This is a genomic window from Humibacter soli (assembly GCF_054779035.1).
In genome coordinates this window covers 2473307-2499237 of the sequence record NZ_BAAGYX010000001.1, presented here as the reverse complement: position 1 = coordinate 2499237, position 25931 = coordinate 2473307, and the positions used below count along the sequence as shown (strand labels likewise).

Genomic DNA, 25931 nt, shown 5'->3' with positions numbered 1-25931 from the left:
TTCAGCAACAGCCCCAGCGCCATCTCGTCGACTCCTTCTTCGTCATCTCCGAGACGACCGAATCATCCTATTCGTACGCGGCGAGCAGCTCCCACCGATCACCGTCGCGCACGACGTCGACCACGTGAACGTCTTCGGGATCCGTCACGCAGGTGACCTGGAATCGCCACCCTCGCAACGGCCTCAGGGGATGAGTGAGGGCGGGATGCAGCACCTCGTCCCCTGGCAGCGGGGTGGGCGAGTCCGTGACCACATATCGTCTGCCTTGCCACACCATTCGCACCGGCCGACCGCCATCCATCCACAGCGCCACCGAGTCGGCCGCATGAAGAACGCCCATGACCACCTCCCACCGAACAGTGATTCGAGGGCTTAACCGTACAACATTCGAATCTATGTACCAATGGGCAAAGGAGCAGATAATATGTCGTGCAACATACATAAGGGATGGGATCCGAACGATGCCACGGCGAAGCGATGCCCGACAGAAGATGATCGACGCGGCGCGAGGGCTGATCCGCGAGCGCGGCCTGACCGCCACGGCGATGTCGGACGTGCTCGAACGCAGCGGCGCGCCCCGAGGCTCGGCGTACTTCCACTTCCCGGGCGGCAAAGCCGAGCTCGCGGTCGAGGCCGCGGCGTCTCACGCCCACGAGCAGGTCGAGCTGATCGACAAGCTGGCCGCAGATTCCTCTTCAGCTGACGGGCTCATCGAGCGATACGTCGACGCGGGCCGTGAAGGGATGATCGCAAGCGGCTATTCGCGGGGGTGTGGCATCGCGCCGCTCGTCATCGACGGGATGTCCGATGCGGACTCGATCTCCGAGGCCGGCCGCCGCGGATTCGCGGAGATGACCGACAGGTTCGCGTTCCATCTCCTCTCGTTCGGCGTCGAGCGCTCGTCTGCCCGGTCGCTCGCCGAAGCGGTGATCGCCGGCGTCGAGGGTGCCATGATCACCTCGCGTGCCTCGCGCAGTGCTGATCCTTGGGCATCCGTCGACGCGTCGCTTCGCGTGTACGCGAAGTCCCTCTCCTGAGTCTCTTTGTTCTGCGCCGAGGCGGCGGTGTTCAATCTTTCTATGTATAGTGACCGACATAGTAAAGATCGTGATGACGGGATCGCGACCGCTGGATCGGATCGTTGGGTGAAGGGACTTGACCATGGCACGTGTGCTCATCACGGGAGCATCGCGAGGCATCGGACGCGGCATCGCTGAAGAGCTGACGAGTCGCGGGCACGAGGTGATCGCCACCGCGCGGGACCTCTCCTCGCTGGACGAGGTCCCCGCCGCACAGCGACTGCAGCTGGATGTCACGGATCAGGCCTCGGTCGATGCCGCCGTCGCGGCGGCAGGGCAGATCGACGTGCTGATCAGCAACGCGGGTGCGACCGTTCGCGCCCCGCTCGAGACGGTGCCACTGGAGGAGGTCATCCGCCTCTTCGAGCTGAACACCTTCGGAGCCATCCGAGTCGCGCAGGCGGTTCTGCCGCAGATGCGACAGCGCGGCTCAGGTCGGCTCGGCTTCGTCTCGAGCGTTCAGGGACGGGTGGCGATCCCGCTGATCGGCCCCTACTCGGCATCCAAATGGGCGCTCGAAGGCTTCGCGGAGGGGCTCGCCATCGAGGTGCGTCACTTCGGTGTGGAGGTGCAGATCTTCCAGCCGGGGGCGGTCTTGTCGGGCGGCAGTGAGCGCGCGAAGGTCTTCCTGGGCGAGGATGACCCCTACTTCGCCTTGTTCGAGCAGGTCGCTGCCTTCCGTACCGCCCCGGTCACCGTGGAGCACGTCGCGAACGTCGTCGCCGACGCGCTCGAGGCGCCCGATGTGCTGTTCCGCATCCCGATCGGCGAAGCTGCGGCGGCTCAGCTCGCGGCACGCAAGGCGGCCCCTGAAGACGAGCCGTTCGTCGCCGCGCCGATCGACTGGTGACGACGACGACGGTGCACCGGCCTGCTAGCGTGCCACGGCGTGCTCGCGTTGGCGCCGATCTGCAGGCGCCGCCTGAGCCGATGTCCTCCTGCGCCTGCGTTCCTCGCAAACGCTCAGTGAGACGTTGTCTGCAACTCCCGCAGCACGGCGGCTTGAACGGCGTCGTCCCGGTTGATGAGGGCGAAGTCGTCAGTCCCGGACTCGTCGATCGCGGCGCCGACGGCCGTTTTCACGATCGCGGACGACCCGATGCGTTCGGCGTCGGGATGCACGTACGAGGCTCGCGCGACGGTCGGGGTGTCTCCGAGCAGCTGCGCAGCCCCGTCGTACGCGTAGAGGGCGACGTTCCGGCGCGTTCTCTGCGGATCTGCCAGGCGTGCGCCCGCGAAGATCGTGCACGCGGCGACGGTGGCGCCCCAGGTTCGGAAGACCTTGGCGGTCGCGGCGCACCCGCCGTAGGTGTGCAGGTAGGAGTTCACGGTCGCACTGTCGACCAGGCGCCAGACAGGAGGATCGAGAAGGGCGAACACCCGTCCTTCCGGATGCGGCTCCTGGCGCAGGAGCCCACCGACGACGGCGGCGGTCCGGTCATCCTCGACCGTGATCCGATGCGGAATGTGCTCCTTGCCGACGAAGGTGAACGTCATCTGCGGGCCACCGACCTCGACGTGCTCTCGCCGCAACGTGGTCAGGCCGTACGTGTCGTTGTCGCGTGCGTATCGCTCGTTCCCGACCCGGAACAGCCCGCGGTCCAACAGCCGCACCACCGCTGCGGTCGATCGTGCGACCTCAGCGGAGTCGGTCGTCGCGGCATCCCGCAGGTGTCCCTTCACCGCCTGGCGGATCGCCGGAAGCGCAGCAGCGAACTCGACCATGCCGGTGAACTTGTCCCGCTCGGCGTCGGCTCGCGCTTCGTCCGAGTAGCGGTACTGGGTGCGGCCCCGAAGATCGACTCCCGTCGCTTGCACCCGGCTGCCGGCATCCGACGACGCCCACACGTTGGTCCATGCGGGTGGGATGACCAGCCGTGCGAGTCTCGCCAACTCGGCCGGCTCGGTGAGCCGCTCCCCCGAGGAGTCGACCCATCGCTCCGGCCGAGTACCCAACCGGTGGTACCCGTACGGTCTGATCACGTGACGGTACATGGCGATGCTTTCCGGGCGGCTTCACCGTCAACCTACTAGGCGGCGCCGACAGGCATGTACGCGGACCACCTGCAGGTGACCGACTCATCGACCTTCAGGTGGTCGACTCAGCGATCGGCGCGGACGAGGCGCGCGATGCGGTTCTGCCAGGCGACGAGCACGCGAGGCGGGTCCTGGTGGTGGCGGTTGGGGCTCCGAAGAGCTGTTCCCTGGTGGCCCGTGCCGTGCGCTCGACGTGCGGCCTGACGGCTTCGGGTGTTGGCTCCGTTCGAGTGCTCGGGAACGCCGGGCATCCGGTGCGTGAGGGCGTGAAGAACGTTCGTGACAGTATTCATGGCGATTATCTCCTATCGGTGTTCAGTCGGGGATGATGACGAGTCGGCGTCCGCGCAGGTCGTTGCGCGTCCAGGCTTCTGCGATGCTGCTGAGGGGCATGGTCTCCACGGCGATCGTCAGCTCGCGGCCGCGCACCCAGTCGACGACCTGCTGGTAGGCGGCACCCATGCCCGCGGCGGCACCCCTGGCGGCGCCGTAGACCTCGAGCCCAGACGTTCGCAGCGAGTCGGCGGTGAGACGGATGTCCCGGCCGGCGGCCTCACCGATCTGAACGAGTCGGGTCGGCGTGCCGAAGGAGAAGCTCGCGGGGATGAGCGCACGGGTGAGCAGCTCGGTCGGACGCCCCCAGAGGTAGTCGATGACGACGTCGTAGCCGTCGCCGGCTTCGTCGGCGAACGCTTGGATCAGCGCGTCGTCGTCGACGGCGGTGTTGATCGTCGCGTCGACGCCGAGCTCGCGTAGCTTCTCGAGCGCATCCTCGTCACGCCCCGTGGCCACGATCCGATCGGCCCCGAGCAGCCGCGCGATCTGGATGGCGAGCCGTCCTGCGACTCCGGTGCCGCCCTGCACGAGCACGGTCTCTCCGGGCTTGATGCCGGCGGCGCTGCTCAGGCCCAGCATGCCGCTGATTGCCGACGACAGCGCTGCGGCGACGGCCGGCGCGATCCCCTCGGGGATCGGCGCGGTGTACGCCGCGGGCACGGCGACGCGCTCAGCCAGGGCGCCGGCCGGCGGCTTCAGCCCGCCGAAGCCGACAAGTGTGCCGTCCGGAAGGCGCCCGATGCCGTCGAAGCAGGGAACTGCCGGCAGTGCTGCTTGAAAGTCGGCCGAGGTGTAGTGAGTGCCGGCGACGATGGCGCGGTCCACGTTCTCGACCGCCACCGCCTCGACGGTCAGCACGACCTCGCCGTCGTGTGCGTTCGGCTCCGGCCAGTCGCGGTACTCCGGGATGCCTCCGCGGAGTTCGACCACTGCTGCTTTCAACGCTCAATCCTCTCTTACAGTGTTAGAGAACGAGATATGTCTAACATTGTTAGAGACGATGCGCAAGACCCGAGGGGACGACGATGCCGCTGAACCGGGGGCGTGTGCTCGACGAGGCGCAGCAGCTCGTCGACGACGACGGGTTGGACAAGCTGAGTCTGCGCGGCCTCGCCACCCGGCTGAACGTGCAGGCGCCGACGCTCTACTGGCACGTGAAGAGCAAGGCGGAGCTGTTGGATGCCCTCGCCGACGCGATCATGGACGAGGCGATCGCCGCGACGCCTCAGCCCGAGGATGACGGCGACGGGCGTGCCTGGCTGCTCGAAGCGCTCGGCGCGTTGCGCTCCGCCCTGCTGAGCCATCGTGACGGGGCGCGCGTCGTCTCCGGATCCCGCGATTCGCTCCGACGCGGAGACTTCACCGAGCTGGCGATGGCGACCCTCGTCCGGCACGGAATGGACCTTCAGCGCGCACGCCTGCAGGTGCTCGTCGCCGAGCGGTTCACGGTCGGCTGGGTCCTCGAGGAGCAGGCGCCTCCTCCCGATGGTCAAGGGCCGGCCCCGGAAGAGCTGCTGGCCCGATTCCCTGTCGCGACCAAGGCCATCGGTGACTACTTCAGCGGCACCGGCCGCACGCGCGACGACCTGTTCCGAGACGGAGCGCGGCTCGTCCTGCAGCTCCCCGCGCCGACGGCGGAGTAGCTCGACGGCGTGGTGAACCGTTCGGCCCATGACCGAGATCGCATACGCGGGCGATATGCGGTGATGCGTAGGATTCCTGCCGATGCGTGTTTTGGTGGTGGAGGACGAGCCTCTGATGGCCTCCGCGATCCGTGATGGCCTGCGTCTAGCGGCGATCGCCGCGGACGTCGCCGGTGACGGTGACACCGCGTTGGAGCTGCTGAGCATCAACGGCTACGACATCGCGGTGCTCGACCGGGACATCCCCGGGCCCTCCGGTGATGAGATCGCTGCGAGCATCGTCGCGTCCGGATCGGGGATGCCCATCCTGATGTTGACGGCAGCGGATCGGCTGGATGACAAGGCGTCCGGGTTCGGAGTCGGGGCGGACGACTACCTCACGAAGCCGTTCGAACTCGCAGAGCTCGTCATGCGGTTAAGGGCGCTCGACAGGCGGCGCGCGCACATGAGGCCGCCGATCAGGGAGCTGGCCGGTCTGCGACTGGATCCGTTCCGCCGGGAGGTCTACCGCGAGGCCCGCTACGTGGCGTTGACCCGCAAGCAGTTCGCCGTGCTCGAGGTACTCGTCGAGGCGGAGGGTGGTGTGGTCAGCGCGGAGGAACTGCTGGAGCGCGCCTGGGACGAGAATGCCGATCCCTTCACGAACGCCGTCCGCATCACGATGTCGGCGCTGCGGAAGCGTCTTGGTGAGCCATGGGTGATCGCGACCGTGCCGGGTGTCGGGTATCGCATCGACATCCCGCACGCCGACAGCCCTCGCTCCGACAGCCCTCGCTCCGACAGCCCTCGCTCCGACGTCCGTCATTCTGACGTTGACCCGGCTGAAAAGGACGCCTCGCATGAATAGGGAGCCGGGGATGAGCGTGCGGCTGAAGCTCGCGCTGAGCTACGCCGCCTGCGTCGTGATCGTCGGCGTGCTCCTTCTGGCCGTTGTGTGGGTCTTTCTCCTGCGCTACGTTCCGCCGAATGCCGTCCCCACCATCGGGGGATTCACGCCCGGTCGGGATGACCTCATCCGGGCATTCGTTCCGGCGGCGGCCTGGGCCATGGTCTTCCTCCTGGTGTTCGGCTCCTTGGGCGGCTGGCTCCTCGCGGGCAGGATGCTCCAACCGCTGTCGAAGATCACTCGTGCCACTCGGATCGCCGCCGGCGGATCCCTCTCGCACCGCATCGCGTTGAAGGGGCGCGACGACGAGTTCCGCGAACTGGCTGACGCGTTCGACGTCATGCTGGCGCGCCTTGAGGTGCAGGATGCCGAACAACGCAGATTCGCGGCGAACGCATCCCACGAGTTGCGCACCCCGTTGGCGATAACTCAGACCCTTCTCGACGTGGCCAGGAGCGACCCGGAGCGCGACTCAGACGAGCTGATCGAACGGCTCAGGGTGGTGAACGACAGGGCGATCGACCTGACCGAGGCGCTGCTGCTGCTGAGCCGCGTCGAGCAGCGATCGTTCGTCGCCGAGGATGTCGACCTTTCACTTCTCGCGGAGGAAGCGGTCGAGACGTTGCTTCCGCTGGCCGAGAAGCACGGCATCGAGCTCGAGGTCTCAGGAGAGGTGGCGCCCACGGTCGGTTCGCCTGCGCTCCTCCTGCAGATGGTGACGAACCTTGTGCACAACGCGATCGTGCACAACCTCCCCGATCACGGGATCGTGCGGGTGAGCACCTCTGCCGACATCGACACTGTGACCGTGATCGTGGAGAACACGGGCGAACAGCTGAGCGCGCAGTTGGTGTCCACGCTCACTGAGCCGTTCCAGCGCGGGAGGGCCCGTGTGCACCGCGACCACGCCGGAGTGGGCTTGGGGCTTGCGATCGTGAAGAGCATCGTGTCGGCCCACGACGGGACGTTGTCGCTCGCCCCGCGCGCCGAAGGAGGCCTGCGTGTGACTATCGAGCTGCCGGCACAGTGAGCGCGCCCGCGTCGGGCATCCGCTGCTAGTCGATCGGAAAGTCGTAGTACGTGTGCGGATGGGGCTCGTTCCGCAACGTGTAGTGCCACCACTCGGCCGGATACGACACGAAGCCACTGCGCTCCATGACGGACCGCAGTGCGTCCCTGTTGCGCGCCTCGAGGTCGCCGATTCCTGCGGCTCCGTGGTGGGAGCACCGATCCATCAGGTCGTGACCTCCGCCCATCGCGGTCAGCGCACCCGTTGCCAGGTTGTAGAGAGTCAGATCGACGGCGCTGCCCCTGCTGTGCCCCGACTTCGTCGCGACGTATCCGAGGGTGAACATGTCGGAGCGTTCGATGTTCGGGTAGTGGCGCTGTTTGGTCATCCCGTCCTCCGGCTGCCTCGACCACCGTACGAAGTCGTCGACCGCTCGCTGCGGACGGTAGCCATCCCAGAGGAGCAGCCCGAACCCGCGGGCTTCGGCTTCTTCCGCGGCTCGTGAAAGGGCGCTGCAGAGCGCCGTGGTGCCGACGACCCGGTTCGCACGATACCCGTCGACGGGCTTGCCGACGAAGTTGTCCCAGGTCGCATACTTGGCGTCCCACCGGATGCCGGGGACCAGGTCATCCACGTAGACGAAGTCCTCGGTCATCGCGACTCTCCCCTCATCGCGAACGAGATGAGGCGGTCAAGGAGGTCCGGAAGCGGGATGCCGGCAGCCGCCATCATGCGCGGGTACCGGCTGTACGACGTCATGCCCGGGAACGTGTTGACCTCGTTCAGGATGACCTCGCCGGACTCCGTGACGAACAGGTCGACGCGCGCCAGGCCTCGGCACCCCAGAGCTCGGTAGACCACCCGTGCCGTGTGCTGAACGCGATCCCGCAGAAAGGGAGGGATGTCGGCAGGCACCACGACGGTCGAGTTCTCCGACTTCCTCTCCGGCTCGTCTTCCTGGTGGATGCGGAAGAACCCGTGCGAGAGCCGGATCTCGTCGACCTCGCCGACGATCAGGCCGTCCGTCGTCTCGAGCAGCGCGCATCCGATCTCACGACCCACGACGGCTTCTTCGATCAAGACCTTGCTGTCGAACTGCTGCGCCGTCGCTACCGCACCCTGGAGCTCTTCGCTGCGGTCGACGCGGGTGACGCCGAAGGATGACCCAGAACGCGCCGGCTTCACGAAGACCGGGTAGGTGAGTCGTTCCGGATCGCAATGCCCGTCACCCGTCACCGTGCGGAACTTCGGGGTCGCGACCCCCGCGCTGCGCGCCACGAGGTAGGTCAGCGATTTGTCCATCGCGAGTGCTGAGCTCGTCACACGGCATCCCACGTACGGGATGCCGGAGAGCTCCAACAGGCCCTGGATCGCACCGTCCTCGCCGAACCGGCCGTGCAGCACGGGCAGAACGGCGTCGAGTCGGATGGTCCTGTAGCGGCCGCCATCCCGCAGCATCAGGCCGTGAACCTCGCGATCGGGGGAGAGGACCACGGGAGGGCGATCGGAGCCGTCCCCGTCCTGGCCGGGGCTACTGCAGAGCCTCCAGTCGCCATCCCGCGTGATCTCGATGAAGACCGGATCGTACTTGGCGGGATCGAGGTTGCGGGCGATCTCCCGTGCCGACTTGATGGAGACGGGATTCTCTTCCGACATGCCGCCGAAGAGCACCCCGAGCTTCAGCTCAGGCATGCCGGCTCCGTTCGAACTCGATGCAGTTGCGAAGCGTGTTGGTCACTGTGTCGCTCAGCGCGTTCTCCGTGTAATACGCCGTGTGCGGGGTGACCACGACGTTCGGCATGCGAAGCACCCTGCGGAGTGTCTCGTTCTCGATCGACCGGCCCCGGCGATCGGTGTAGAAGATTCCGTCCTCGCCCTCGACGACATCAAGCCCCGCTCCGCCGAGTCGGCCGTCCTCGAGGGCGTCGACGAGGGCTTCGGTGTCGATGAGTGCGCCCCTGCCGGTGTTGATCACGAATGCGCCGGGTTTCATCAGCGCGATCCGGTCGCGATTGAGCAGGTGGAACGTCTCCGCGGTCAGCGGGGTGTGCAGGGTGACGATGTCGCTCCGGCTCAGCAACTCGTCAAGGTCGACGTGCTCGGCGGCCGACTTCGCCGTGCGGTCGTGGGTGAGGATGCGACATCCGAACGGACGCAACCGGTCGACGACCGCGCTGCCGATGCGGCCGGTGCCGACGACGCCGACCGTCAGGTCGTGCAGCTCTTTGCCGCGCACGCCGGCCAGCCGGAAGTCCCCGACCTCGGTGCGCGTGATGACGGATCGCGCGTTGCGCAGAGCCATCAGCATCAGCATCACCGTGTAGTCGGCGACGCCGTCCGACGAGTACTCGACGCCTTCCACCGTGATGTCGAGCTGCCTCGCGACGTCGACGTCGATGTGATCGGTGCCCGCGCTTCGCGTGGAGATGAAACGGATGCCCGCGTCCGCCAACCCCTGAAGCGTTGAGCGAGACACCGGAGCCTTGTGGCTCACACTGATGCACCGGTTGCCGCTGGCGAGGTCGATGGCGGACCCCGATGCGGCCAGGTCGGTCATCCTCAACGTCACGCCGAACTGCGGCGCCAGCTGCCGGAAGAGAGCCTCCTCGTCGGGTGCGCAGTCATAGACGGTCAGGCCGACGAACGGCTCAAGGGTGGCCGCGTTCCACGGCCGCCGATCACGTCGGCTCGAGTTCCGCATCCAGGACGGGCCGCGTGAGAGCACGGAACTGTCCGTCCCGATCGATGCCGATTCGCTGTGGGTCATGCATCCAGTGCACCGGGACGGCCGTTGCCAGGGCGTATCCGATTATCGATACGTCCGCGATATGCGCGGGCATCCTCAGCGCGCTCGCGTGCGACACGCCTGCATCAGCGATGGGCGACCGGTGTCGACCGAGAGGATTGTCGTCGATGCGAAACGAACGTCTCATCCCCAGGCGCACTCCCGAGTCGAGGGCGGCAACCGAGCGCACGCAGGTCGTCATGGACCTGACCTCGCGCCTCAACGTGCTTCGCCACAACGATGTCGAGGGGCGCGCCGCGATTCTTCGCGAGATCTTCGGCCGGGACGTGCCAGAGACGCTGACCCTCTTTCCGCCGTTCTACTGCGACTTCGGCCTCAACCTGGAGTTCGGGGAGCACGTCTTCGTGAATCAGAACTGCTCGTTCTTCGACATGGGCGGCATCTCGATCGGGGACCGCGCGCTGATCAGCCCAGGGGTGACGCTCGCCACGGCGGGTCATCCCGTCGACCCCGCGAAGCGATTCGACGGGATCACCGTCGCACCGATCGTCATCGAGGCGAATGTCTGGATCGGAGCCAACGCCACAGTCGCCCCTGGGGTGACCATCGGAGCCGGGGCCGTCGTCGCGGCCGGCGCCGTCGTGGCGAAGGACGTGCCCGCAAACTGCGTCGTCAGCGGCCACGGCCACATCGTGCGTCGGGACTTCGGCGTGACGCCGTAGGCAGCCAGAGCCTCGGCTGGATTTCGCGTCGGGTGCATCAAAGCCGACAGATTCGGCACCTTAGAAGTAGGAGTCCTTCAGCCGATGAGTCGACTCCGTTCAACCCGACAGCTGCACCCAGCAGCAGGCGATCGGAGACCACCATGGCAGCGCGTAGCGACCCGACGGCCGATGGCAGGTGGATCGTGTGCTGTGTCGAGTGCGACCTACTTCCCTCCGACGACACGGCAACCGACTATGAGACAGCGGAGCGCGAAGCTGCCGTTCACAACGTCCACGTCCACACCCGGTTCGACGGGCCCGAGTGGGAGGAGGTCCTGGTGTGGTCGAGCGAGCACGTGTCCACGGGCCTCATGGCGCGACAGGCCCGTGCGTCTTCGATCTAATAGCTGCGGGCGACGATCGCGTACAGCTCCTCCGTGGTGTCGGCGGTCGGCAGCTCGCCGTCCGGCGTTTGAAGACAGCGGACGGTGATTGCGTTGGCAGCGAGCTCGTCTTCGCCACTCTCCCCGAGCGTCGCGTAGGGGATCCGTGCGAAGCCGCTGGCCGCGGCGGCGACGGCATCCGCCACCGTGTCGACGTCGGCGGTGCTGCCGTTCAGGCGCTGCGTCGCCTGCGCGAACATTTCTGCCTGTATGTCATCGAGCAGCGCGGGCACGGATGCGCTCAACCGATCGAGCGGCAGCGTCGCCTTCGCGGGCTCGTCACGGCGTGCGATCGTGGCCTGCTGGGCATCCAGATCCCGCGGGCCGACCTCGATGCGCAGGGGGACGCCCTTGAGTTCCCATTCGACGACGCGGCGGCCGAAGCCCGGGGTGCTGCGTGCGTCGAGTCGCACCCGCACGCCGGCATCCGTCAGCTCATCGACGATCGCGGATGCCGCCGCCACCGTTCGCTCGTCGTCTTTCACCGCGATGACGACCGCCTGTATCGGTGCGATTCGTGGAGGAATGCGGAGCCCGCCCTGATCGCCGTGCGACATGATCAGGCCGCCCATCATGCGGGTGCTCGCACCCCACGAGGTCGTCCAGCACGTCTGCACCGTGCCCGAGGCATCCGTGTAACCGATGTTGAAAGCGCGCGCGAAGTTCTGGCCGAGCTCGTGGCTCGTCGCCATCTGCAGCGCCTTGCCGTCGCCCATCATGGCCTCGCAGGTCATGGTGTTGATCGCACCGGCGAAACGCTCCCTGGGGCTCTTCACCCCAATGAGGACGGGGATCGCGAGCGTGTCCTGCAGAAAGTCGCGGTAGACCTCGAGATGGATGCGGCGTGCATAACTCGTGGCGTCCTCTGCGGTCGCGTGCGCGGTATGGCCCTCCTGCCAGAGGAACTCGGTCGTGCGCAGGAACAGCCGCGGCCGCAGTTCCCAGCGCACCACGTTCGACCACTGGTTCAGCAACATCGGAAGGTCGCGGTGCGACTGCACCCACTTGGCCATCAACTCGCCGAAAACCGTCTCGCTCGTCGGGCGAACCACGATCGGCTCGCTCAGCTCCTTACCGCCGGCGTGCGTGACCACAGCGAGCTCGGGGCTGAACCCCTCGACGTGCTCAGCCTCACGTTCCAGGTACGACTGCGGGATGAAGAGAGGGAGGTAGACGTTCTCCGCGCCGGTGCGCTTGATGCGGGCATCCACGTCGGCCTGCATCCGCTCCCAGATCGAGTACGCATACGGTCGGATGACCATGGTGCCGCGCACCGGACCGTTGTCGGCAAGCTGTGCCTTCTCCAGCACGTCCTGATACCAACGAGGGAAGTCATCGCGCACCGACGCCAGAACGCCGGAGCCGCCTCTTTCAGCCATCCCCCCACGATATGGGGAAACCCACCGGCGTTCGCACGAAGGGTGCAACCGCAGGTGTCTGGCTGTTGAAGTCGCGTTTACTCACCGTTTCCCTCGTCGTCGCCTGCGGTTAGCGGGCGCTGCTTCCCTGATGAGGTTGTGTCGACTCTCCGCTGGAGAGTCGAGTCGTCTCAGGCATGCGGGAGTCTTGGTGAACTCGTTATCTCTTAGCCCAATGGGCAGCGCGCGGCGGTTGACTCGAAAGGTCGCACTGATTTCTGCGGTGGCAATCGCGGCCGTGGCTTCGGGCACGTTCACCGCCGTCGCGGCACACGCTGCTCCCTCGGGTTCGGGTGAGATTCGCATCACCGAGCTCGCCTACGGCGGCAAGATCAGCTCCAGCACCGGCGACGGGGAGTACGTCGAGCTGACGAACATCGGTTCGGGAACCCAGAGCTTCGCGGGCTGGACCTACACGGGCAAGCCGGGAACGGCCCCGTTGGCGCTGGATGACTTCGGTACTCTCGCGCCTGGCGAGTCGGCCATCATCACGGATGTCACACCCGGAGAATTCCGCACCGAGTGGTCGCTGCCGAACTCGCTCAAGATCATCGACGACAGCGCCAACGGCAACTCCACCACGCTCGACAAGGGTCCAGACACGCCGACCGTCTACGACGGGACCGGCACTGTTGTCGACTCCGTCTCCTACGCGGCCGGGTTCTTCTCCGGCAAAGGCGTCTCCGCGTGGCCCGATGCCGCCGCCCTCGGCGCGAAGTCGGGTACGGCCGGGTGGAACATCTCGACGGTCGGCGATGCGGAGGGCTCGCGGACGAGCGCTTCGGGCGCGGTCGGCTCGCCGGGCGTCACGAGCTACGGCACGAGGACGGCAGACATCCGCATTACCGAGCTCGCCTACGGCGGCCTGATGAGCAATGCCAGCGGTGACGGGGAGTATGTCGAGCTGACGAACGTCGGTACGGCGCCGCAGAACTTCACGGGCTGGACCTACACCGGCAAGTCCGGTTCGGGCACGCTGCCGCTGGACGCGTTCGGATCGGTGGCTCCCGGGCAGTCCGTGATCATCACAGACGTGGATCCCGCGTCATTCCGCACCGAGTGGAATCTGCCCGACTCGGTCGAGATCGTTCAGGATGACGCAAACGGGTCCAAGGTGACCTTGGACAAAGGCCCTGACACTCCGACCGTTTATGACGCCACCGGCGCTGTCGTCGACTCGGTCGCGTACGCCGCCGGTTACTTCCCGGGCAAGGGCTACTCGGCATGGCCGGACTCGGCCCACGTCGGCGCGAAGGGCGACACCACCGGTTGGACCATCTCGACGGCTGGCGACGCGGAGAACTCGGCCACCAGCGCGTCGGGCGCCGTCGGCTCGCCCGGCAGCTACGTCTCGGCTGCCGCCGGAGCCAGCACCGGCGGCGGTACCCCGGGCGGCGGCAACCCCGATGGGCAGCCCTTCCCCGGCCCTGCCGGCACCGAAGCGAACGCGTCCACCTACAACTTCGGTCAGAACCTCTCCGGCCTGTTCTACGTCGCAGGCGCTACCAGCTCGCAGGACTACATGTGGGGCGTTGAGAATGGCGACTCCGGCGCACCGCTGAACACCGGCGGGTCGACTCTCTGGAAGCTGACTCAGGACCAGAACGGCAAGTGGAGTCCTGCCGACAGCAGCTGGGATTCGGGCGTCAGGCTCCACTACCCCGACGGCAGCGGCCAGCCCGACTCTGAGGGTGTCACCGCGGTCGGCGGCCAGGTGTTCGTCTCCACTGAGCGCGACAACGACAACAACGGCGTCTCGCGCACCTCGATCCTGCAGTACGACCCCAGCGCGATCTCGGGCGGCTCCTGGAACGCCACCCGCGAGTGGAACCTGGAGCCCGACTTCAATCTGCCGACCGCAGATGCGAATCTCGGCCTTGAGGCCGTGACCTTCGTGCCGGACAAGTATCTGGTCGCCAACGGCTTCAAGACGGATGCCGGAGCGCTTTACGATCCGAGCGCATACGGAGACCACTTCGGCGGCGTCTTCTTCGCCGGCCTCGAGGCCAACGGCAACATCTACGCCTACGTACTGCAGGCCGACGGCGGGTTCCACCGTCTCGCTGAGTTCTCGAGCGGCTTCAACCAGATCATGGACGCCACGTGGGATCCGGCCCAGGACGCGCTCTGGCTGGATTGCGACAACGGATGCCAGGAGCAGACGTCGATCGTCAAGCTGGACACGACCAAGGGTGACCCGAACCAGGGCCACTTCGAGCTCGACAAGATCTACAACGCTCCCGACGGCATGGCGACCACGCTCAACAACGAGGGATTCACCCTGCAGCCGGCGAGCGAGTGCGACTCGACGACCAACACGCGCTCGGCATGGTGGTCCGACGACAACAACGACTCCAACATCGCGTTGCGCACGGCCAAGGTGAACTGTGTCACCCCGATACCCGGCCAGGTCGGAGCGACCGTCTCTGTCGCATACACCCAGCAAGGCAAGGCGGCACCGGCGGTCACGAACGGGGCCGGCGCGTACACCACGCCGCTGACCGCGCACTTCACCTGCACCGACGTGGACGCGGTTCTGAACCAGGCCTGCCCGGCAGCGGTCGACATCACGACCAGCCAGCCGGCGACTACTGTCGAGACCCTCACGGACACTCTTGGCAAGGTCTATCAGGCCCAGATTCCGGCGATCACGATCGCGAGCGGAACCACGACCACCCCGTCGTCCGCGACGTTGTCACTGTCCGCCGGCTCGGGCAAGGTCGGTGACATGATCACCGTCTCGGGCACGAACTTCACTCCGGGTGACCAGGTGTCGTTCGAGTTCCACTCGACCCCGGTCGACCTGGGAACCGCTAAGGCAGGATCGGACGGAACCGTGACGTTCAGCTTCGCAGTGCCGCAGGTGGACCCTGGTGCCCACTCGATCACCGCATCGATCAATGGCGATGTCGTCTCCTCGGCTGCGTTCACTGTTGCCGCCGCGTCGAACACCGCCTCATCGAGCACGCAGGCCGATGCCCTCGCGTCGACCGGCTCCGTCATCAGTCTCACCGCGATCATCGCCGCCGTCGCACTGCTCGTAGCAGGCTTCGTCTTCCTGATGCTTCGCCGACGGAAGACGGACAAGGTCACCGAGATCTAGACGAACGCACCGACCGTCACACGGATCTGACCGGATCGGAGCATCCAGGCTGAACGGACGGAGGCCCACCCTTTTCGCGGGGTGGGCCTCCGTTGCGTGCCATGATTCCCAGGGTCTCAGCGTTGCACCCGGAAACGCAAAAACCCCCGGCCACCCGGGGGGTTCTATTGGTGGCACCGACCGGCATCGATCCGGTGATCTTTCGATTTTCAGTCGAAACTGGCGCTCTTGTGATACCAGGCGGAGAGCCCAAAAGCCGCGTGATTACGCGGATTTTGAGTGATCTTGGCACCACTTGAATGCAGTCGGTTTCGGCACAGTTTGTAGTCAAAATGTAGTCACGCCGAGTTGGCGCGAGACAGGTGCGGATAGGGCCCGCTTGTCGATTCCATCGAGGGGTCGCGCTTCCAGTATCAAGGAACTGATCGAGAGGGTGTGGCCGCGAGGGGTGGCCCTAGTGGCCGTCCCCCCAGCTATTCGTGGACGCCCGCAGTCCCTGTAGCGATCGTGCCGGTACGTGTCGACCAGCGCCGCGGCGAGGTGGCGATGTGAAGCTTCGACCCGTGTTTCATCATCTGATTGATGGGCTTCACCTGCGGGGTCGTATCACCATCCGTCGTAGCGTCGCGCGGGAGACGAAATGCGGCCGCACGCGAAGCGAGTGTTCACGGGGTGCGAATCCGATTCCATGGAGCCCCTTCGTGATGATCGCGTCCCTCCGCTTCGAGAGCTTTGGGACCGGGGCGACGAAATCTGATCCGAGCTTCGCAGGGTATGGACGACCGGCAAGAGCCACCCAGATGGCTGCAATGGACCACCGTCGTAGGAACAACCAGTCGGATGCAAAGAATGCGGAAACGAAGTACAACGCCAGTGCGGACAAGCCACAAATCAACATCCAGATCTCATCTGTACTGACCAGAGACACGACATACAGCACCACAGACACGAAGAGACCTACGCACGCCCAGCCGAGGCGCGATGCGTACCACGGGCACATCGACTTCGCGACGATGTAAAGTCCGCGATCGTCGAGGAGCCTCTTTACCGCGGAGTACGGCGGGGTGCCAGGTACCAGGGACCTGAGCAACTCCGCGAGTGCTTTCGCCTGTCCCCGCGATGAAACCGCTTGACCCCAGAGTGTGAGGAGGGTGCCGATGGCCACAGCAACGCCCAACATGGCGAGCAGGTTGGTCTGCCACCACGGCGATGTTTGCTGCGCTGCAACCACCATCAGCACATGCACATCATAGGCACAGGATGAGCAAATCTCGCCTATCTGTCACCGAGGCGTCGCAGACCCCAAACGCAGTCTTTCGGAATCACCCCGACCATCCGTGCCGTCTAGTTGTCTCGATCCGTTGTTTTGGACCGAGACGCGTCCTCTCCTTGTTCTCCTTCGTCCCGTCGCGCCTTCGCCGTCCTCGTCTTTGAAGAACGTTTCTCCGGCCACTCATCGCCGGCGCTCGACTACTGGGCTGGGCTCGATGCGGCCGAAGTCGGTCAGATGATGCGGGACTGGCCGGGACGCAGAACCGTCTTCATCTCATTTCGGTGGAGTCTGGATGGCGAGCGCCGTTGAGAGAGACCGAGGTGACATCGGCCGGTCCGTTCAGCCCTTCCTTCCGCAGCCAGAGGTGGTCGCGTTGAGCGCGCTCTTGATCAGGCCCGAACAGGTCCACGTGAAAGCCGCGCCCTAGGGAGCCATCGACTCGGGGTATTGCAGCAGGTGCGGGCGGACTACACCGTCGTACCGGAGAGCGACAGACGGAAGTAGTGGGATAGGTGGGGCGTATCGTGGCCGGTCGGCAGCTTGGCGTTGGCGAGGCGTGCGCGGCTCTCTGGAGTATTTCGCCGCGCACGCGCTGCCGGTTGATCCCAGAACCGAGCCCCGATCAAACCCGGATCCCCGCGGGCCGCCGAATCAGCTTGCCGGCGGCATCAGCACCGTGTCGATGAGGTACACGGTCGCGTTCGCCGTGTGGACGCCACCGCACACCACGGCCGCATTGTTCACCTTCATCGTGTCGCCGTTGCCGGTGACAGTGAGGTCTTGACCCTCGACGGTAGCGTGCGAGCCGTCGATGGCGTCGGGAGCGATCTGCCCCGCCACCACGTGGTAGGTCAGCACCTTCTTCAGGGTGTCAGCACCAGCGGGCGTACCGAGGGAGGCGAGCGTGGCCGGATCCAATTTCGCGAACGCGGAGTCGACAGGGGCGAAAACCGTGAACTGGCTGCCGTCGAGTGTGTCGACGAGGTTCACGCTGCTGTTGAGCTTTCCGGAGACGGCCTTCACCAGGGTGGTCAGCATCGGATTGTTCGACGCCGCGACCGCGACCGGGTCCTGTGACATGCCTTTGATCGAGCCGGCACCGCTCGGGACCTGCTTGGCGTAGGCGGCACATCCCGGTCCGACCAGGTCGGCAGCAGGGTCGGCGGAAGCCGTTGCGCTGGACTTCATGTCTTTCGTCGGACTCGCTTGCCCTGAGCTCGTGCCGCTGCCGGAGCATCCTGCTAGGCCGAGCACCGCAAGTGCTGCGATTCCCACTGCCACGGTGTTGCGCTTCATGATTCGCATTGGAATCTCCTTCGTCCGCTGTGCATGTGAGACCGCGGCTTCGCGGCCCTCACCGCGTTGTTCGGAGCTCAGGGCCGATCGGTTTGGATCGCATCGAGATCCGGCGGCAACAGCTCGGCGTCGGCTCTTGAATCGATCGCGAACACGATGCGGCTCAATCCGCAACACGCCCCTGCGCCGAATACCTGCCGACACCGACACACAGGAGGGCCGACGTGTATCTGACACTCACGCTCATCGGATTTCTCGGCGGGCTCGTCACCGGCATCTCGCCGTGCATCCTGCCGGTCCTTCCGGTGATCTTCTTCTCGGGCGGCGTGCAGTCCTCCAGCGCGACAGCGGCCGCCCCCGTCTCGCGGTGGCGGCCATACCAGGTCATCCTCGGCCTCGTCGTGAGTTTCAGCGTCTTCACGCTCGTCGGGTCCCTGCTGCTGGCGCTGCTGCACCTTCCACAGGATGTTCTGCGCTACGCCGGCATCGTCGTGCTCGTGCTGATCGGGATCGGCCTGATCGTCCCTCGTTTCGAGGCGATTCTGGAGAAGCCGTTCTCGTGGATCCCGCAGCGCAACGTCGGCACGAATCGCGGTGGCTTCGTGCTCGGAATCGCACTGGGCGCCGTCTACGTTCCGTGCGCCGGCCCTGTTCTGGCTGCAATCACGGTCGCCGGCTCGACGGGCAGGATCGGCCCGGAGACCATCGTGCTCACGCTGTCGTTCGCGATCGGCGCAGCCATTCCGCTGCTGATCTTCGCCTTGGCGGGACGTGGCGTTGCCAACCGGGTGAGATCGTTCCGGGTCCATCAGAAGGGCATCCGGATGACGGGCGGCATCCTGATGATCGGGCTCGCCGTCGCACTCACGCTCAACCTTCCGCAGCTGCTGCAGACCCTCGTGCCCGACTACACCGCCGGACTGCAGAACGGGTTCTCCACGTCGAAGCAGGTCTCGAAAGCGCTCGACCTCGGTGGCATCGTCAACGCTCAGAACAAGAACCTCTCGAAGTGCGGCAACGATGAGACCGAGCTGCAGTCGTGCGGGACCGCACCCGATATCACGGGCATCCAGCAGTGGTTCAACACTCCAAACGACAAGCCGGTCACTCTGAAGAGTCTGCGCGGCAAGGTCGTGCTCATCGATTTCTGGGCCTATTCGTGCATCAACTGCCAGCGTTCGGTACCGCACGTCGTCGCATGGAACAAGGCATATGCGAAAGACGGGCTGCAGGTGATCGGCATCCACTCGCCCGAGTACGCCTTCGAGAAGGTCGTAGACAACGTGAAGTCGGGGGCGAGTCGACTCGGGATCACATACCCGGTTGCAATCGACAACGACCTCTCCACCTGGACGAACTATCGCAACCGCTACTGGCCCGCTCACTATCTGATCGATGCGAAGGGTGTCGTGCGCAATGTGCAGTTCGGAGAAGGAGACTACGCCTCGACGGAATCGATGATCCGTACCCTCCTGAAGGATGCCAACCCAGGCATCCACCTTCCGGCACCGACCGAAGTGAAAGACGACACCCCCACAACACCCACCACGCCCGAGACGTACCTCGGCACGACGAAGCAGGTGAACTACAGCGGCAAACAGGTCTATTCGACGAAGACCGCGTCGCCGTTCACGCTGCCGTCGTCGCAACCGAAGAACACCTTCGCCCTCGAAGGTCGATGGTCGCTGCAGACCCAGTTCGCGACACCGCGCGACGAGGATGCGCGCATCCGGCTGACGTACACGGCCTCCCGTGTGCAGATGGTGCTGGGCGGCAAGGGCACCGTCACGGTGAGTGACGGCGACCATAACGTCACCCTGCACGTGTCTGGGGTTCCGCGCGAGTACACGGTTCGCGCGCAGAGCACATCGTCGACGTCGACACTCACCGCCACTGTCTCGCCAGGCGTCGACGCGTACTCGTTCACCTTCGGATGACTCGACGTGACGGCCACCGCCGCCACGGGGTCAGCTGACGATCGTGACGACCGGCTTGGTCGTCGGCTGTTCCGACCCGCCACGGGGCTCGACCGTCAGGCCAACAGTGTCGCCCTTCTGCAGCGTGCCCGCCAGCACCTGCCAGGCTCCGGACATCAGCCCGGCCGACGTCGCGTCACCATTGCGGATGTACCACAACTGGTACGTGTGCCCGTCGGGAGCCGCGCTCAACCCGTCGACGATCATGGCCGACTTGCCGAGAGATTCCGACCAGACGAGGGTGGCCGTGCCGCCGCCGGTGACGGGGCTTGTGGCGCGCTGAGCATCCGGCGCAGACGTGATCTGTGCCAGCGAGTCGGCCTGTGTGCTGACGACGGCATGCTGCGAGATGCCGAAGCCGACCGCCGCTCCGCCGGCGAAGATCACGACGGCTGCTGCCGCCGCGATGACGATGGCGGCCGGTCTCCTGTACCAGCGAGCTGCGGCTCGTCGTTCGGACGGCCTGGGGGGCGGCGGCGGTGCGTCGTCAGGATCGACAACAGTGCCGGCATCCGTCCCGACCTCGGACTGGGCAGACTGCTGCTCGGTGACGGCGATTTGCGTCATGAGACGTGCTTTGAGATCTGACGGGGGCTGCGCGAGCGGAGGCGCGGCGTTCAGTACGTCGGCGACCGCGCTGAACTGCTCGCGTTCGCGTGCCGCGTCGTCCGATTCGCCGACAAGGTGTTCGTAGCGCGCCCGTTCTTCGGGTGTGAGCGAGCCGAGAGCGTAACCGGCGGCCAGATCGCGTGCTCCGTCGACTTCGTCGGAGTGCGCGTCATCTCGTTCGCTCATGCCGTCACCCCCAACTCGTCCCTCAGCCGAATCATGCCATCGCGCAACCGAGTCTTGACTGTGCCGATGGGCACGACTAGCAGCTCGGCGATCTGCGCATGGGTGTATCCGCCGTCATAGGCGAGCGCGATCGCCTGACGTTGCACGTCGGACAACCGCTCCATCGCCCTCGCCACCCGCTCACGCTCCACCGAGAGCTCGGCTGTCTCTGCCACGTCGTCTTCCACCCGGTAGTCGCGGATGCCGACCCGCAGATCGCGATCGCGTGCGGACTGCGCCGATCGGATGCGATCGATCGCCCTTCGCTTCGCCATCGTCATGATCCATCCGATCGCTCTCCCCTTATTCGGATCGAAGGTCGGTGCGGATTGCCAGACTTCGAGGAAAACCTCCTGGGCGACTTCTTCGGACTGCGCACTGTCGATCAGCAGCCGCTGAATGGTCCCGAGCACTCGAGGGGCGATCACGTCGTAGAGTTCGCCGAATGCGGCCTGATCGCCGGCACCCACACGCAGTAGAAGCGTCTGCGCCGGGTCGACGGTGTCAGACGCCTCGCCGGCCGGCTCGGCTGTCGGGTCGGAGTGCACGGGCTCCAGCATCGCAGGTCTCGGCATCGTCGAGACAGGGGTGGACATTGTCGACCGAATCGCGGACTGACGAAATCCGGCAAACCTGGTGCCTCCGAACCACCAGCACAGGCGAACGACATCGCCAACGATTGCTAGGAGGCATTCCATGAAGTCATCCCCGAATCGCATTGTCGCGACCGTCTTCGGCGCGGTCTACCTGTTGGTCGGCGTGCTCGGCTTCTTCGTGACGTCGGGTGTGGGGTTCGTCTCCACTCATGGGGGACTGTTGCTGGGTATCTTCGAGGTGAACCCGTTGCACAACGTGGCCCATCTTCTGATCGGCGCGGCACTGCTGATCGCCGGCCTGACCTCCGTCATCGCGGCGAAGACCGTGGACATCGTCGTCGGTGCCGCCTATCTCCTGCTCGGAATCGTCGGGTTCTTCATCGCGAGCACGCCTGTCAACGTGCTCGCACTGAATACCCCCGACCACTTCCTGCACCTCGCGAGCGCCCTCGTGCTGCTGGCGGTCGGACTGAGCGCCGATCGAGTGTCCAGCCATGCGGCGGCCACGGCCTGACGAGTCATGCGCGGACTGATGCGAACGTGGCCGGCGCTGTGTGCTCTTGGCGCCGGCCTTGTTCACCTCGCCGTTGCGGCGTCGTCGCCATGGTGGTGGGCTCTGCCGCTGATCGCGGCCGCCGTGGTCGGGCTGGCATGGTCGCTAGCGTTCCTGATCCGCGACGCTCCGGTCCTTCCACAAGGCATGCTGGCGGTCGCACTCGTACCTGTCGCCGCCCTCGGCGTGTCGACCACGATCGACATCATGGTGGAGCATGACTCGACCATGGCGATGGGCTCGGGGATGACCATGGCGGTCGCACCGCCGATCTTCCCGCTGATCGCCGCCTCGACGCTCGACCTGGTCGTCGCCGCATTCTGCGCCATGTATCTGCGGCGGATTCGCGCCGTGTCGGCCTCAACGAAGACCGCGTCGACCGCAGGGGGTGCGGGGCCGCTGCGCACGATCACCGGGATACTCCTCGGTGCGACACTCGTCGCACTGATCACTGTGCCCGCGATGGGATCCACCGATGTCGGGCACCAGGCGAGTCAGCACATGACGATGTGAGTGCGCCGCGACCCTGACGGTGCGTGTCGCCCAAGCGTCCGCAGAATGAATGAGCACACGAACGTGGAGTCGACCTGGGCATCCGTCGCGCCACGGCATCTTAGATCGCCGAGAGCACGGAATCGGGTCTTCAGCGATCGGTGCGACGCATCCAATATCCCGGACGGCGCCTTTCGTGCGTGTACCCGATGACGACGATTTCGTCGTCGAGCTAGAGATAGATGACCTGGAACGGGAAGCCGGCAACGCCGCGAGAGTAGACCTGTGGCCTGCTCGGCTTGTCGCCACAGAAACTCCAATCGATGGTTGGATCGAGGATTGCTCTCGATCGCTGTGTCGACGGCAGCCATGAAGGACTCGCCCGACCCAGATCGAAGACGAGCGAGGTGTCGTATTACTCCTCGATGCCGGGGAACCACACCCGTCCGGAAAGGCGGGTGGTGGTTCCCACAGGCGAGCCCGCGTGCAGGCGCAGTGTGCAAGTCCTTGAATGGCTGGAAACGGAGGACGAAGACGGTCACTCCCAGGCAGCGCATCCATCAGATTTCGCGCCAATCTATTGCATTCTCTAACGTCGTATAACGTCGTATATACGGACTTTTAGGGGGTCACAGATGCCGGAGGCGAACCCGTTCGAGCGGGCGAACCACCGTTCGCTTGAGGACTCCTAGTCCCGCGGCGCTACAGAGACCGGGCGCCCCTTGAACCGCAGTGCGACGGCGTCGCCCGGCTCCGGCTGATCGCTCACGTCATGCTGCACCGCGACGATGGCCTCGTCGACCAGACGCACGAAGGTGCGACGCAGCGATCCGAGGAAAGTCGTCGACACGACGGTGGCGGACAGGCCGGCATCCGCGAACGCGATGTCCTCGGGGCGCACGAAGGCTGTCACGGGCCCGGGCGTCGGGGCATCGCCGAGCACGTTGAGCGGCTGGCCGTAGACGGTCACCACTTCCCCGACGACGGTGCCCTCGAGCTTGTTCGACAGCCCGACGAAATCCGCGACGAATGCGGTGCGCGGCGTGAGGTAGAGCTCTTCAGGGGTGCCGATCTGCTCGATGTTCCCTGCTCGCATCACGGCGACGCGGTCGGCGACGGCAAGCGCCTCTTCCTGGTCATGGGTGACGAACAGCGTCGTGATGCCGAGGTCCTTCTGGATGCGGCGGATCTCGTCGCGCAGGCTGACACGGACCTTCGCGTCGAGAGCTGAGAGGGGCTCGTCGAGCAGCAGTACGCGCGGGCGGGTCACGAGGGCGCGCGCGAGCGCCACGCGCTGCTGCTGGCCGCCTGAGAGCTGGTGCGCGAAGCGCTGCGAGAGGTGCCCGAGGCCGACCATCTCGAGGCCCTCGGTGGCGCGCACTGCCCGCTTCGCACGAGCGACGTGGCGCATCCGCAAGCCGAACTCGACGTTCTGCTGCACGGTCAGGTGCGGGAACAGCGAGTACGACTGGAACACCATGCCGATGTCGCGCTTGTTGACGGGTACGGTCTCGACGTCGATGCCGTCGATGCGGATGCTTCCCGCGTCGATCCGCTCGAGTCCGGACAGGGCGCGCAGCGCCGTGGTCTTCCCGCAGCCCGAGGGCCCGAGTAGTGCCACGAACTCACCTGGCTCGAGCCGCAGGTTGATGCCGTCGAGCGCCCGGCTGCCCGAATACTCCTTGACCACGCCCTCGAGCTCGACGGCGATGCCGGTGTTCGAAAGTCGCTCGGTCGACGAGATTTCAGCGGTGCTGGTCATGATGAGGCCTTTCGGGCACGGCGGATCGACCCGAGGGAGCCGATGAGCACCAAGAGGAGGAACACGAAGATGAGTGCGGCGAGCGCGAAGGCGGTCGCGACATAGGGGTCGGTCTGCTGCAGCAGGAACAGCGCTGTCTGAAAGGTGTTCTGGCTGAGGAACGCGGCGATCGTGTATTCACCGAGCACCACGGAGACAGTGAGGAGGGCGGCGGTGAGAATGCCGCGGCGCAGGTTCGGCAGAATTACGTGCCACAGTGAGCTGAACCAGTTGGCTCCGAGCGAACGCGACGCCTCGTTGAGGGTCGTCAGGTCGAGCGCCGAGATGTTCGACTGGATCGGGCGGTACGCGAACGGAAGCGCGATGATCCCTATCGCGAACGCGAGCGTCCATGTGGAGTTCCCTGCCGTGCGCCAGATTGCCTGGTAGACGGGGATGAATCCGATCGCCAGCACGACCGTGGGGATCGTGATCGGCAGCAGGCAGATGAACTCGATCGTCTGCCGCATCTTCGGGAATCGGAGCGACGCGAGGATCATCGTCGGCAGCAGGATCACGAGGACGATGGCGACGGTCACGAGTGCGATGACCAGCGAGGCTGTGAGGCCCTGGAAGAGCTGGTCGTAGATGTACTCCTGGGCAGGGTCGATGATCGCCTTGAGGTGGATCAGCGTGAATCCGGACGTGCTGTCGACGGGACGGAAGATGAACAGCGTCATGGCGTACAGCGGAAGCACGAACGCGATGGCCGCGATCACCAGGATGATGGTGCTGGTCACCCGGCTCGGCACCGCTCCGGTGCGCGGCGTGCGGCTCATCGCTCCCACCTTCGCGAGCGGCGCTGCAGCAGCGAGTAGAGCCACATGATGACGACCATGATCACGATCATTCCGAGGGCGAGGACGCCCGGCGTGTTGGCGACGTTCGGGATCGTCTCGCTGCTGAGCTCCTGCTTCATTGCAAGCGGCACCAGGACTCCCGAGTTGATGAGCGCCGCCGCCGTTGCGAAGGACGAGAACGCGTTGGCGAACAACAGGATGAGGCTTCCGAAGAAGGCGGGTGCGAGCACCGGGAATGCGACGCGCAACCAATAGGTGAACCGGCCGCCGCCGAGGGTCGCGACGGCCTCGCCCCACTGCGGCTTGAGCCCCTCGAGGGCAGGCATGAAGCTCAGCACCATGAGCGGGATCGAGAAGTAGAGATACGGGTAGATCAGACCGGACACCTGGTACAGCAGCGGGCCGGCCTTCTTGTCGAAGGCGAGGTCGTTGATGTCGAAGTGCAGGTAGTGCTGCAGCCAGAGCGTCAGAAGACCCTGCTGACCGATGAGGGCGATGAAGGCGAAGGCGAGCATGACGCCGCCGAACTGCGCGAACACGCTGCTGAGCGAGTCGACCACGTTGCGCAGCAGGCCGTTCGGCTTCGTGCCCAGCATCGCCACGCAGATGACAGCACCGATGACGGCGCTCACGGCGGCGACCAGCGCCGACAGCCAGACCGAGTTCCAGAACGCCTTGAGGATGAAGGGGTCCTTGAAGGCGGCGAAGTTGTGCAGGGTGAAGGCACCGCTGCCGTCCAGGAATCCGCTCGCGACGGCCCAGACCGTCGGAATGGCGAGGAAAATCAGGATGTAGACGGCGAAGGGCGTGAAACCGAACACGGCACCCGAGCGGCGCCGGGGCTTGAGAGCCCCGGCACCGTGGGTAGTGCCGGCTGACGCGATCGCGCTCGAGGCAGCGGTCATG

24 protein-coding genes are annotated in these 25931 nt (G+C 65.7%); 10 read left to right on the top strand and 14 right to left on the bottom strand.

Annotated elements, in window-relative coordinates; translation table 11 throughout:
- Positions 1-67: 67 nt before the first annotated feature.
- Entirely contained in the window at positions 68-340 is a 273-nt protein-coding gene (locus ACYVDN_RS11560; protein WP_460571548.1) for a hypothetical protein, read from the bottom strand.
- Between the two features lie 121 nt (positions 341-461).
- Between ACYVDN_RS11560 and ACYVDN_RS11555 the strand changes: the two genes are divergently transcribed.
- Both ACYVDN_RS11555 and ACYVDN_RS11550 read left to right on the top strand, forming a co-directional pair.
- On the top strand, positions 462-1037 hold the full coding sequence (locus tag ACYVDN_RS11555; protein WP_460571546.1) for a TetR/AcrR family transcriptional regulator: 576 nt from the start codon (positions 462-464) through the stop codon (positions 1035-1037).
- 124 nt (positions 1038-1161) lie between these two features.
- On the top strand, positions 1162-1929 hold the full coding sequence (locus tag ACYVDN_RS11550; RefSeq protein WP_460571544.1) for a Rossmann-fold NAD(P)-binding domain-containing protein: 768 nt from the start codon (positions 1162-1164) through the stop codon (positions 1927-1929).
- 113 nt (positions 1930-2042) lie between these two features.
- On the opposite strand, the gene ACYVDN_RS11545 is transcribed toward ACYVDN_RS11550, so the two are convergent.
- The 3 genes from ACYVDN_RS11545 to ACYVDN_RS11535 form a co-directional block, all read right to left on the bottom strand.
- A complete protein-coding gene (locus ACYVDN_RS11545) occupies positions 2043-3074 on the bottom strand; it encodes a DNA topoisomerase IB (RefSeq protein ID WP_460571542.1) in 1032 nt (343 codons plus the stop codon).
- 107 nt (positions 3075-3181) lie between these two features.
- The gene (locus ACYVDN_RS11540; protein ID WP_460571540.1) at positions 3182-3409 is read right to left on the bottom strand and encodes a hypothetical protein; all 228 of its coding nucleotides are present in this window, start codon (positions 3407-3409) and stop codon (positions 3182-3184) included.
- A gap of 22 nt (positions 3410-3431) precedes the next feature.
- Positions 3432-4394: a quinone oxidoreductase family protein gene (locus ACYVDN_RS11535; protein ID WP_460571538.1), complete on the bottom strand. Its 963-nt coding sequence runs from the start codon at positions 4392-4394 to the stop codon at positions 3432-3434.
- Between the two features lie 83 nt (positions 4395-4477).
- Here ACYVDN_RS11535 and ACYVDN_RS11530 point away from each other — a divergent pair, with 83 nt between their 5' ends.
- The 3 genes from ACYVDN_RS11530 to ACYVDN_RS11520 all read left to right on the top strand — a co-directional run bounded on the left by ACYVDN_RS11530 (position 4478) and on the right by ACYVDN_RS11520 (position 7011).
- Complete coding sequence (locus ACYVDN_RS11530) at positions 4478-5095, top strand: TetR family transcriptional regulator (RefSeq protein WP_460571536.1); 618 nt, start codon at positions 4478-4480, stop codon at positions 5093-5095.
- Between the two features lie 82 nt (positions 5096-5177).
- Positions 5178-5942: a response regulator transcription factor gene (locus ACYVDN_RS11525; protein ID WP_460571534.1), complete on the top strand. Its 765-nt coding sequence runs from the start codon at positions 5178-5180 to the stop codon at positions 5940-5942.
- Positions 5935-7011: a sensor histidine kinase gene (locus tag ACYVDN_RS11520; RefSeq protein WP_460571532.1), complete on the top strand. Its 1077-nt coding sequence runs from the start codon at positions 5935-5937 to the stop codon at positions 7009-7011. Before ACYVDN_RS11525 ends, ACYVDN_RS11520 begins: the two co-directional genes overlap by 8 nt.
- A 25-nt stretch (positions 7012-7036) precedes the next feature.
- On the opposite strand, the gene vanX is transcribed toward ACYVDN_RS11520, so the two are convergent.
- From vanX to ACYVDN_RS11505, 3 genes are read right to left on the bottom strand one after another with little or no spacing between them, the layout of a single operon-like run.
- Positions 7037-7645, bottom strand: a complete 609-nt coding sequence (gene vanX, locus ACYVDN_RS11515) for a M15 family metallopeptidase (RefSeq protein WP_460571530.1) — start codon at positions 7643-7645, stop codon at positions 7037-7039.
- Entirely contained in the window at positions 7642-8682 is a 1041-nt protein-coding gene (locus ACYVDN_RS11510) for a D-alanine--D-alanine ligase family protein (protein WP_460571528.1), read from the bottom strand. The genes vanX and ACYVDN_RS11510 overlap by 4 nt, the downstream gene beginning before the upstream one ends.
- Entirely contained in the window at positions 8675-9691 is a 1017-nt protein-coding gene (locus tag ACYVDN_RS11505; protein ID WP_460572335.1) for a D-isomer specific 2-hydroxyacid dehydrogenase family protein, read from the bottom strand. Before ACYVDN_RS11505 ends, ACYVDN_RS11510 begins: the two co-directional genes overlap by 8 nt.
- Positions 9692-9903: 212 nt before the next feature.
- Between ACYVDN_RS11505 and ACYVDN_RS11500 the strand changes: the two genes are divergently transcribed.
- On the top strand, positions 9904-10458 hold the full coding sequence (locus ACYVDN_RS11500) for an LbetaH domain-containing protein (protein WP_460571526.1): 555 nt from the start codon (positions 9904-9906) through the stop codon (positions 10456-10458).
- Positions 10459-10840: 382 nt separating this feature from the next.
- On the opposite strand, the gene proS is transcribed toward ACYVDN_RS11500, so the two are convergent.
- Positions 10841-12262, bottom strand: coding sequence for a proline--tRNA ligase (proS, locus tag ACYVDN_RS11495; RefSeq protein ID WP_460571524.1), 1422 nt, complete (start codon positions 12260-12262; stop codon positions 10841-10843).
- A gap of 262 nt (positions 12263-12524) precedes the next feature.
- On the opposite strand from proS, the gene ACYVDN_RS11490 reads away from it, so the two are divergent.
- Positions 12525-15404, top strand: a complete 2880-nt coding sequence (locus tag ACYVDN_RS11490) for a lamin tail domain-containing protein (protein WP_460571522.1) — start codon at positions 12525-12527, stop codon at positions 15402-15404.
- A gap of 1924 nt (positions 15405-17328) precedes the next feature.
- Here ACYVDN_RS11490 and ACYVDN_RS11485 read toward each other — a convergent pair.
- Positions 17329-17982 carry a fasciclin domain-containing protein gene (locus tag ACYVDN_RS11485; protein ID WP_460571520.1) on the bottom strand — a complete coding sequence of 218 codons (654 nt, stop codon included), beginning with the start codon at positions 17980-17982 and terminating at the stop codon, positions 17329-17331.
- Positions 17983-18197: 215 nt separating this feature from the next.
- Here ACYVDN_RS11485 and ACYVDN_RS11480 point away from each other — a divergent pair, with 215 nt between their 5' ends.
- On the top strand, positions 18198-19910 hold the full coding sequence (locus ACYVDN_RS11480) for a cytochrome c biogenesis protein DipZ (RefSeq protein WP_460571519.1): 1713 nt from the start codon (positions 18198-18200) through the stop codon (positions 19908-19910).
- A gap of 30 nt (positions 19911-19940) precedes the next feature.
- Here ACYVDN_RS11480 and ACYVDN_RS11475 read toward each other — a convergent pair whose 3' ends face one another.
- A complete protein-coding gene (locus ACYVDN_RS11475; protein ID WP_460571517.1) occupies positions 19941-20744 on the bottom strand; it encodes an anti-sigma factor in 804 nt (267 codons plus the stop codon).
- Entirely contained in the window at positions 20741-21358 is a 618-nt protein-coding gene (sigK, locus tag ACYVDN_RS11470; protein ID WP_460571515.1) for an ECF RNA polymerase sigma factor SigK, read from the bottom strand. The genes ACYVDN_RS11475 and sigK overlap by 4 nt, the downstream gene beginning before the upstream one ends.
- 121 nt (positions 21359-21479) lie before the next feature.
- On the opposite strand from sigK, the gene ACYVDN_RS11465 reads away from it, so the two are divergent.
- Together ACYVDN_RS11465 and ACYVDN_RS11460 are read left to right on the top strand one after the other, a co-directional pair.
- A complete protein-coding gene (locus ACYVDN_RS11465; RefSeq protein ID WP_460571513.1) occupies positions 21480-21893 on the top strand; it encodes a DUF4383 domain-containing protein in 414 nt (137 codons plus the stop codon).
- Positions 21894-21911: 18 nt separating this feature from the next.
- A complete protein-coding gene (locus ACYVDN_RS11460) occupies positions 21912-22445 on the top strand; it encodes a hypothetical protein (RefSeq protein WP_460571511.1) in 534 nt (177 codons plus the stop codon).
- Between the two features lie 667 nt (positions 22446-23112).
- Here the strand turns inward: ACYVDN_RS11460 and ACYVDN_RS11455 are convergent.
- Genes ACYVDN_RS11455 through ACYVDN_RS11445 form a run of 3 tightly spaced genes read right to left on the bottom strand, consistent with a single transcriptional unit; the run spans position 23113 to position 25930 of the window.
- A complete protein-coding gene (locus tag ACYVDN_RS11455; RefSeq protein ID WP_460571509.1) occupies positions 23113-24186 on the bottom strand; it encodes an ABC transporter ATP-binding protein in 1074 nt (357 codons plus the stop codon).
- Entirely contained in the window at positions 24183-25004 is an 822-nt protein-coding gene (locus ACYVDN_RS11450; RefSeq protein WP_460571507.1) for an ABC transporter permease, read from the bottom strand. The genes ACYVDN_RS11455 and ACYVDN_RS11450 overlap by 4 nt, the downstream gene beginning before the upstream one ends.
- Positions 25001-25930 (bottom strand): ABC transporter permease, encoded by a 930-nt coding sequence (locus ACYVDN_RS11445; RefSeq protein ID WP_460571505.1) that lies wholly within the window; start codon positions 25928-25930, stop codon positions 25001-25003. The genes ACYVDN_RS11450 and ACYVDN_RS11445 overlap by 4 nt, the downstream gene beginning before the upstream one ends.
- Position 25931 lies beyond the last annotated feature (1 nt).

Bases quoted from the DNA above. Each gene is read 5' to 3' on its own strand.
- ACYVDN_RS11555 (WP_460571546.1), top strand. From the start codon at position 462: ATGCCACGGCGAAGCGATGCCCGACAGAAGATGATCGACGCGGCGCGA.
- ACYVDN_RS11560 (WP_460571548.1), bottom strand. From the start codon at position 340: ATGGGCGTTCTTCATGCGGCCGACTCGGTGGCGCTGTGGATGGATGGC.
- ACYVDN_RS11505 (WP_460572335.1), bottom strand. From the start codon at position 9,691: ATGCGGAACTCGAGCCGACGTGATCGGCGGCCGTGGAACGCGGCCACC.
- ACYVDN_RS11455 (WP_460571509.1), bottom strand. From the start codon at position 24,186: ATGACCAGCACCGCTGAAATCTCGTCGACCGAGCGACTTTCGAACACC.
- ACYVDN_RS11550 (WP_460571544.1), top strand. From the start codon at position 1,162: ATGGCACGTGTGCTCATCACGGGAGCATCGCGAGGCATCGGACGCGGC.
- ACYVDN_RS11445 (WP_460571505.1), bottom strand. From the start codon at position 25,930: ATGACCGCTGCCTCGAGCGCGATCGCGTCAGCCGGCACTACCCACGGT.
- sigK (WP_460571515.1), bottom strand. From the start codon at position 21,358: ATGCCGAGACCTGCGATGCTGGAGCCCGTGCACTCCGACCCGACAGCC.
- ACYVDN_RS11545 (WP_460571542.1), bottom strand. From the start codon at position 3,074: ATGTACCGTCACGTGATCAGACCGTACGGGTACCACCGGTTGGGTACT.
- ACYVDN_RS11465 (WP_460571513.1), top strand. From the start codon at position 21,480: ATGAAGTCATCCCCGAATCGCATTGTCGCGACCGTCTTCGGCGCGGTC.
- ACYVDN_RS11450 (WP_460571507.1), bottom strand. From the start codon at position 25,004: ATGAGCCGCACGCCGCGCACCGGAGCGGTGCCGAGCCGGGTGACCAGC.
- ACYVDN_RS11460 (WP_460571511.1), top strand. From the start codon at position 21,912: ATGCGAACGTGGCCGGCGCTGTGTGCTCTTGGCGCCGGCCTTGTTCAC.
- ACYVDN_RS11525 (WP_460571534.1), top strand. From the start codon at position 5,178: ATGCGTGTTTTGGTGGTGGAGGACGAGCCTCTGATGGCCTCCGCGATC.
- ACYVDN_RS11530 (WP_460571536.1), top strand. From the start codon at position 4,478: ATGCCGCTGAACCGGGGGCGTGTGCTCGACGAGGCGCAGCAGCTCGTC.
- ACYVDN_RS11540 (WP_460571540.1), bottom strand. From the start codon at position 3,409: ATGAATACTGTCACGAACGTTCTTCACGCCCTCACGCACCGGATGCCC.
- ACYVDN_RS11475 (WP_460571517.1), bottom strand. From the start codon at position 20,744: ATGAGCGAACGAGATGACGCGCACTCCGACGAAGTCGACGGAGCACGC.
- ACYVDN_RS11485 (WP_460571520.1), bottom strand. From the start codon at position 17,982: ATGCGAATCATGAAGCGCAACACCGTGGCAGTGGGAATCGCAGCACTT.
- ACYVDN_RS11500 (WP_460571526.1), top strand. From the start codon at position 9,904: ATGCGAAACGAACGTCTCATCCCCAGGCGCACTCCCGAGTCGAGGGCG.
- ACYVDN_RS11520 (WP_460571532.1), top strand. From the start codon at position 5,935: ATGAATAGGGAGCCGGGGATGAGCGTGCGGCTGAAGCTCGCGCTGAGC.
- vanX (WP_460571530.1), bottom strand. From the start codon at position 7,645: ATGACCGAGGACTTCGTCTACGTGGATGACCTGGTCCCCGGCATCCGG.
- ACYVDN_RS11510 (WP_460571528.1), bottom strand. From the start codon at position 8,682: ATGCCTGAGCTGAAGCTCGGGGTGCTCTTCGGCGGCATGTCGGAAGAG.
- proS (WP_460571524.1), bottom strand. From the start codon at position 12,262: ATGGCTGAAAGAGGCGGCTCCGGCGTTCTGGCGTCGGTGCGCGATGAC.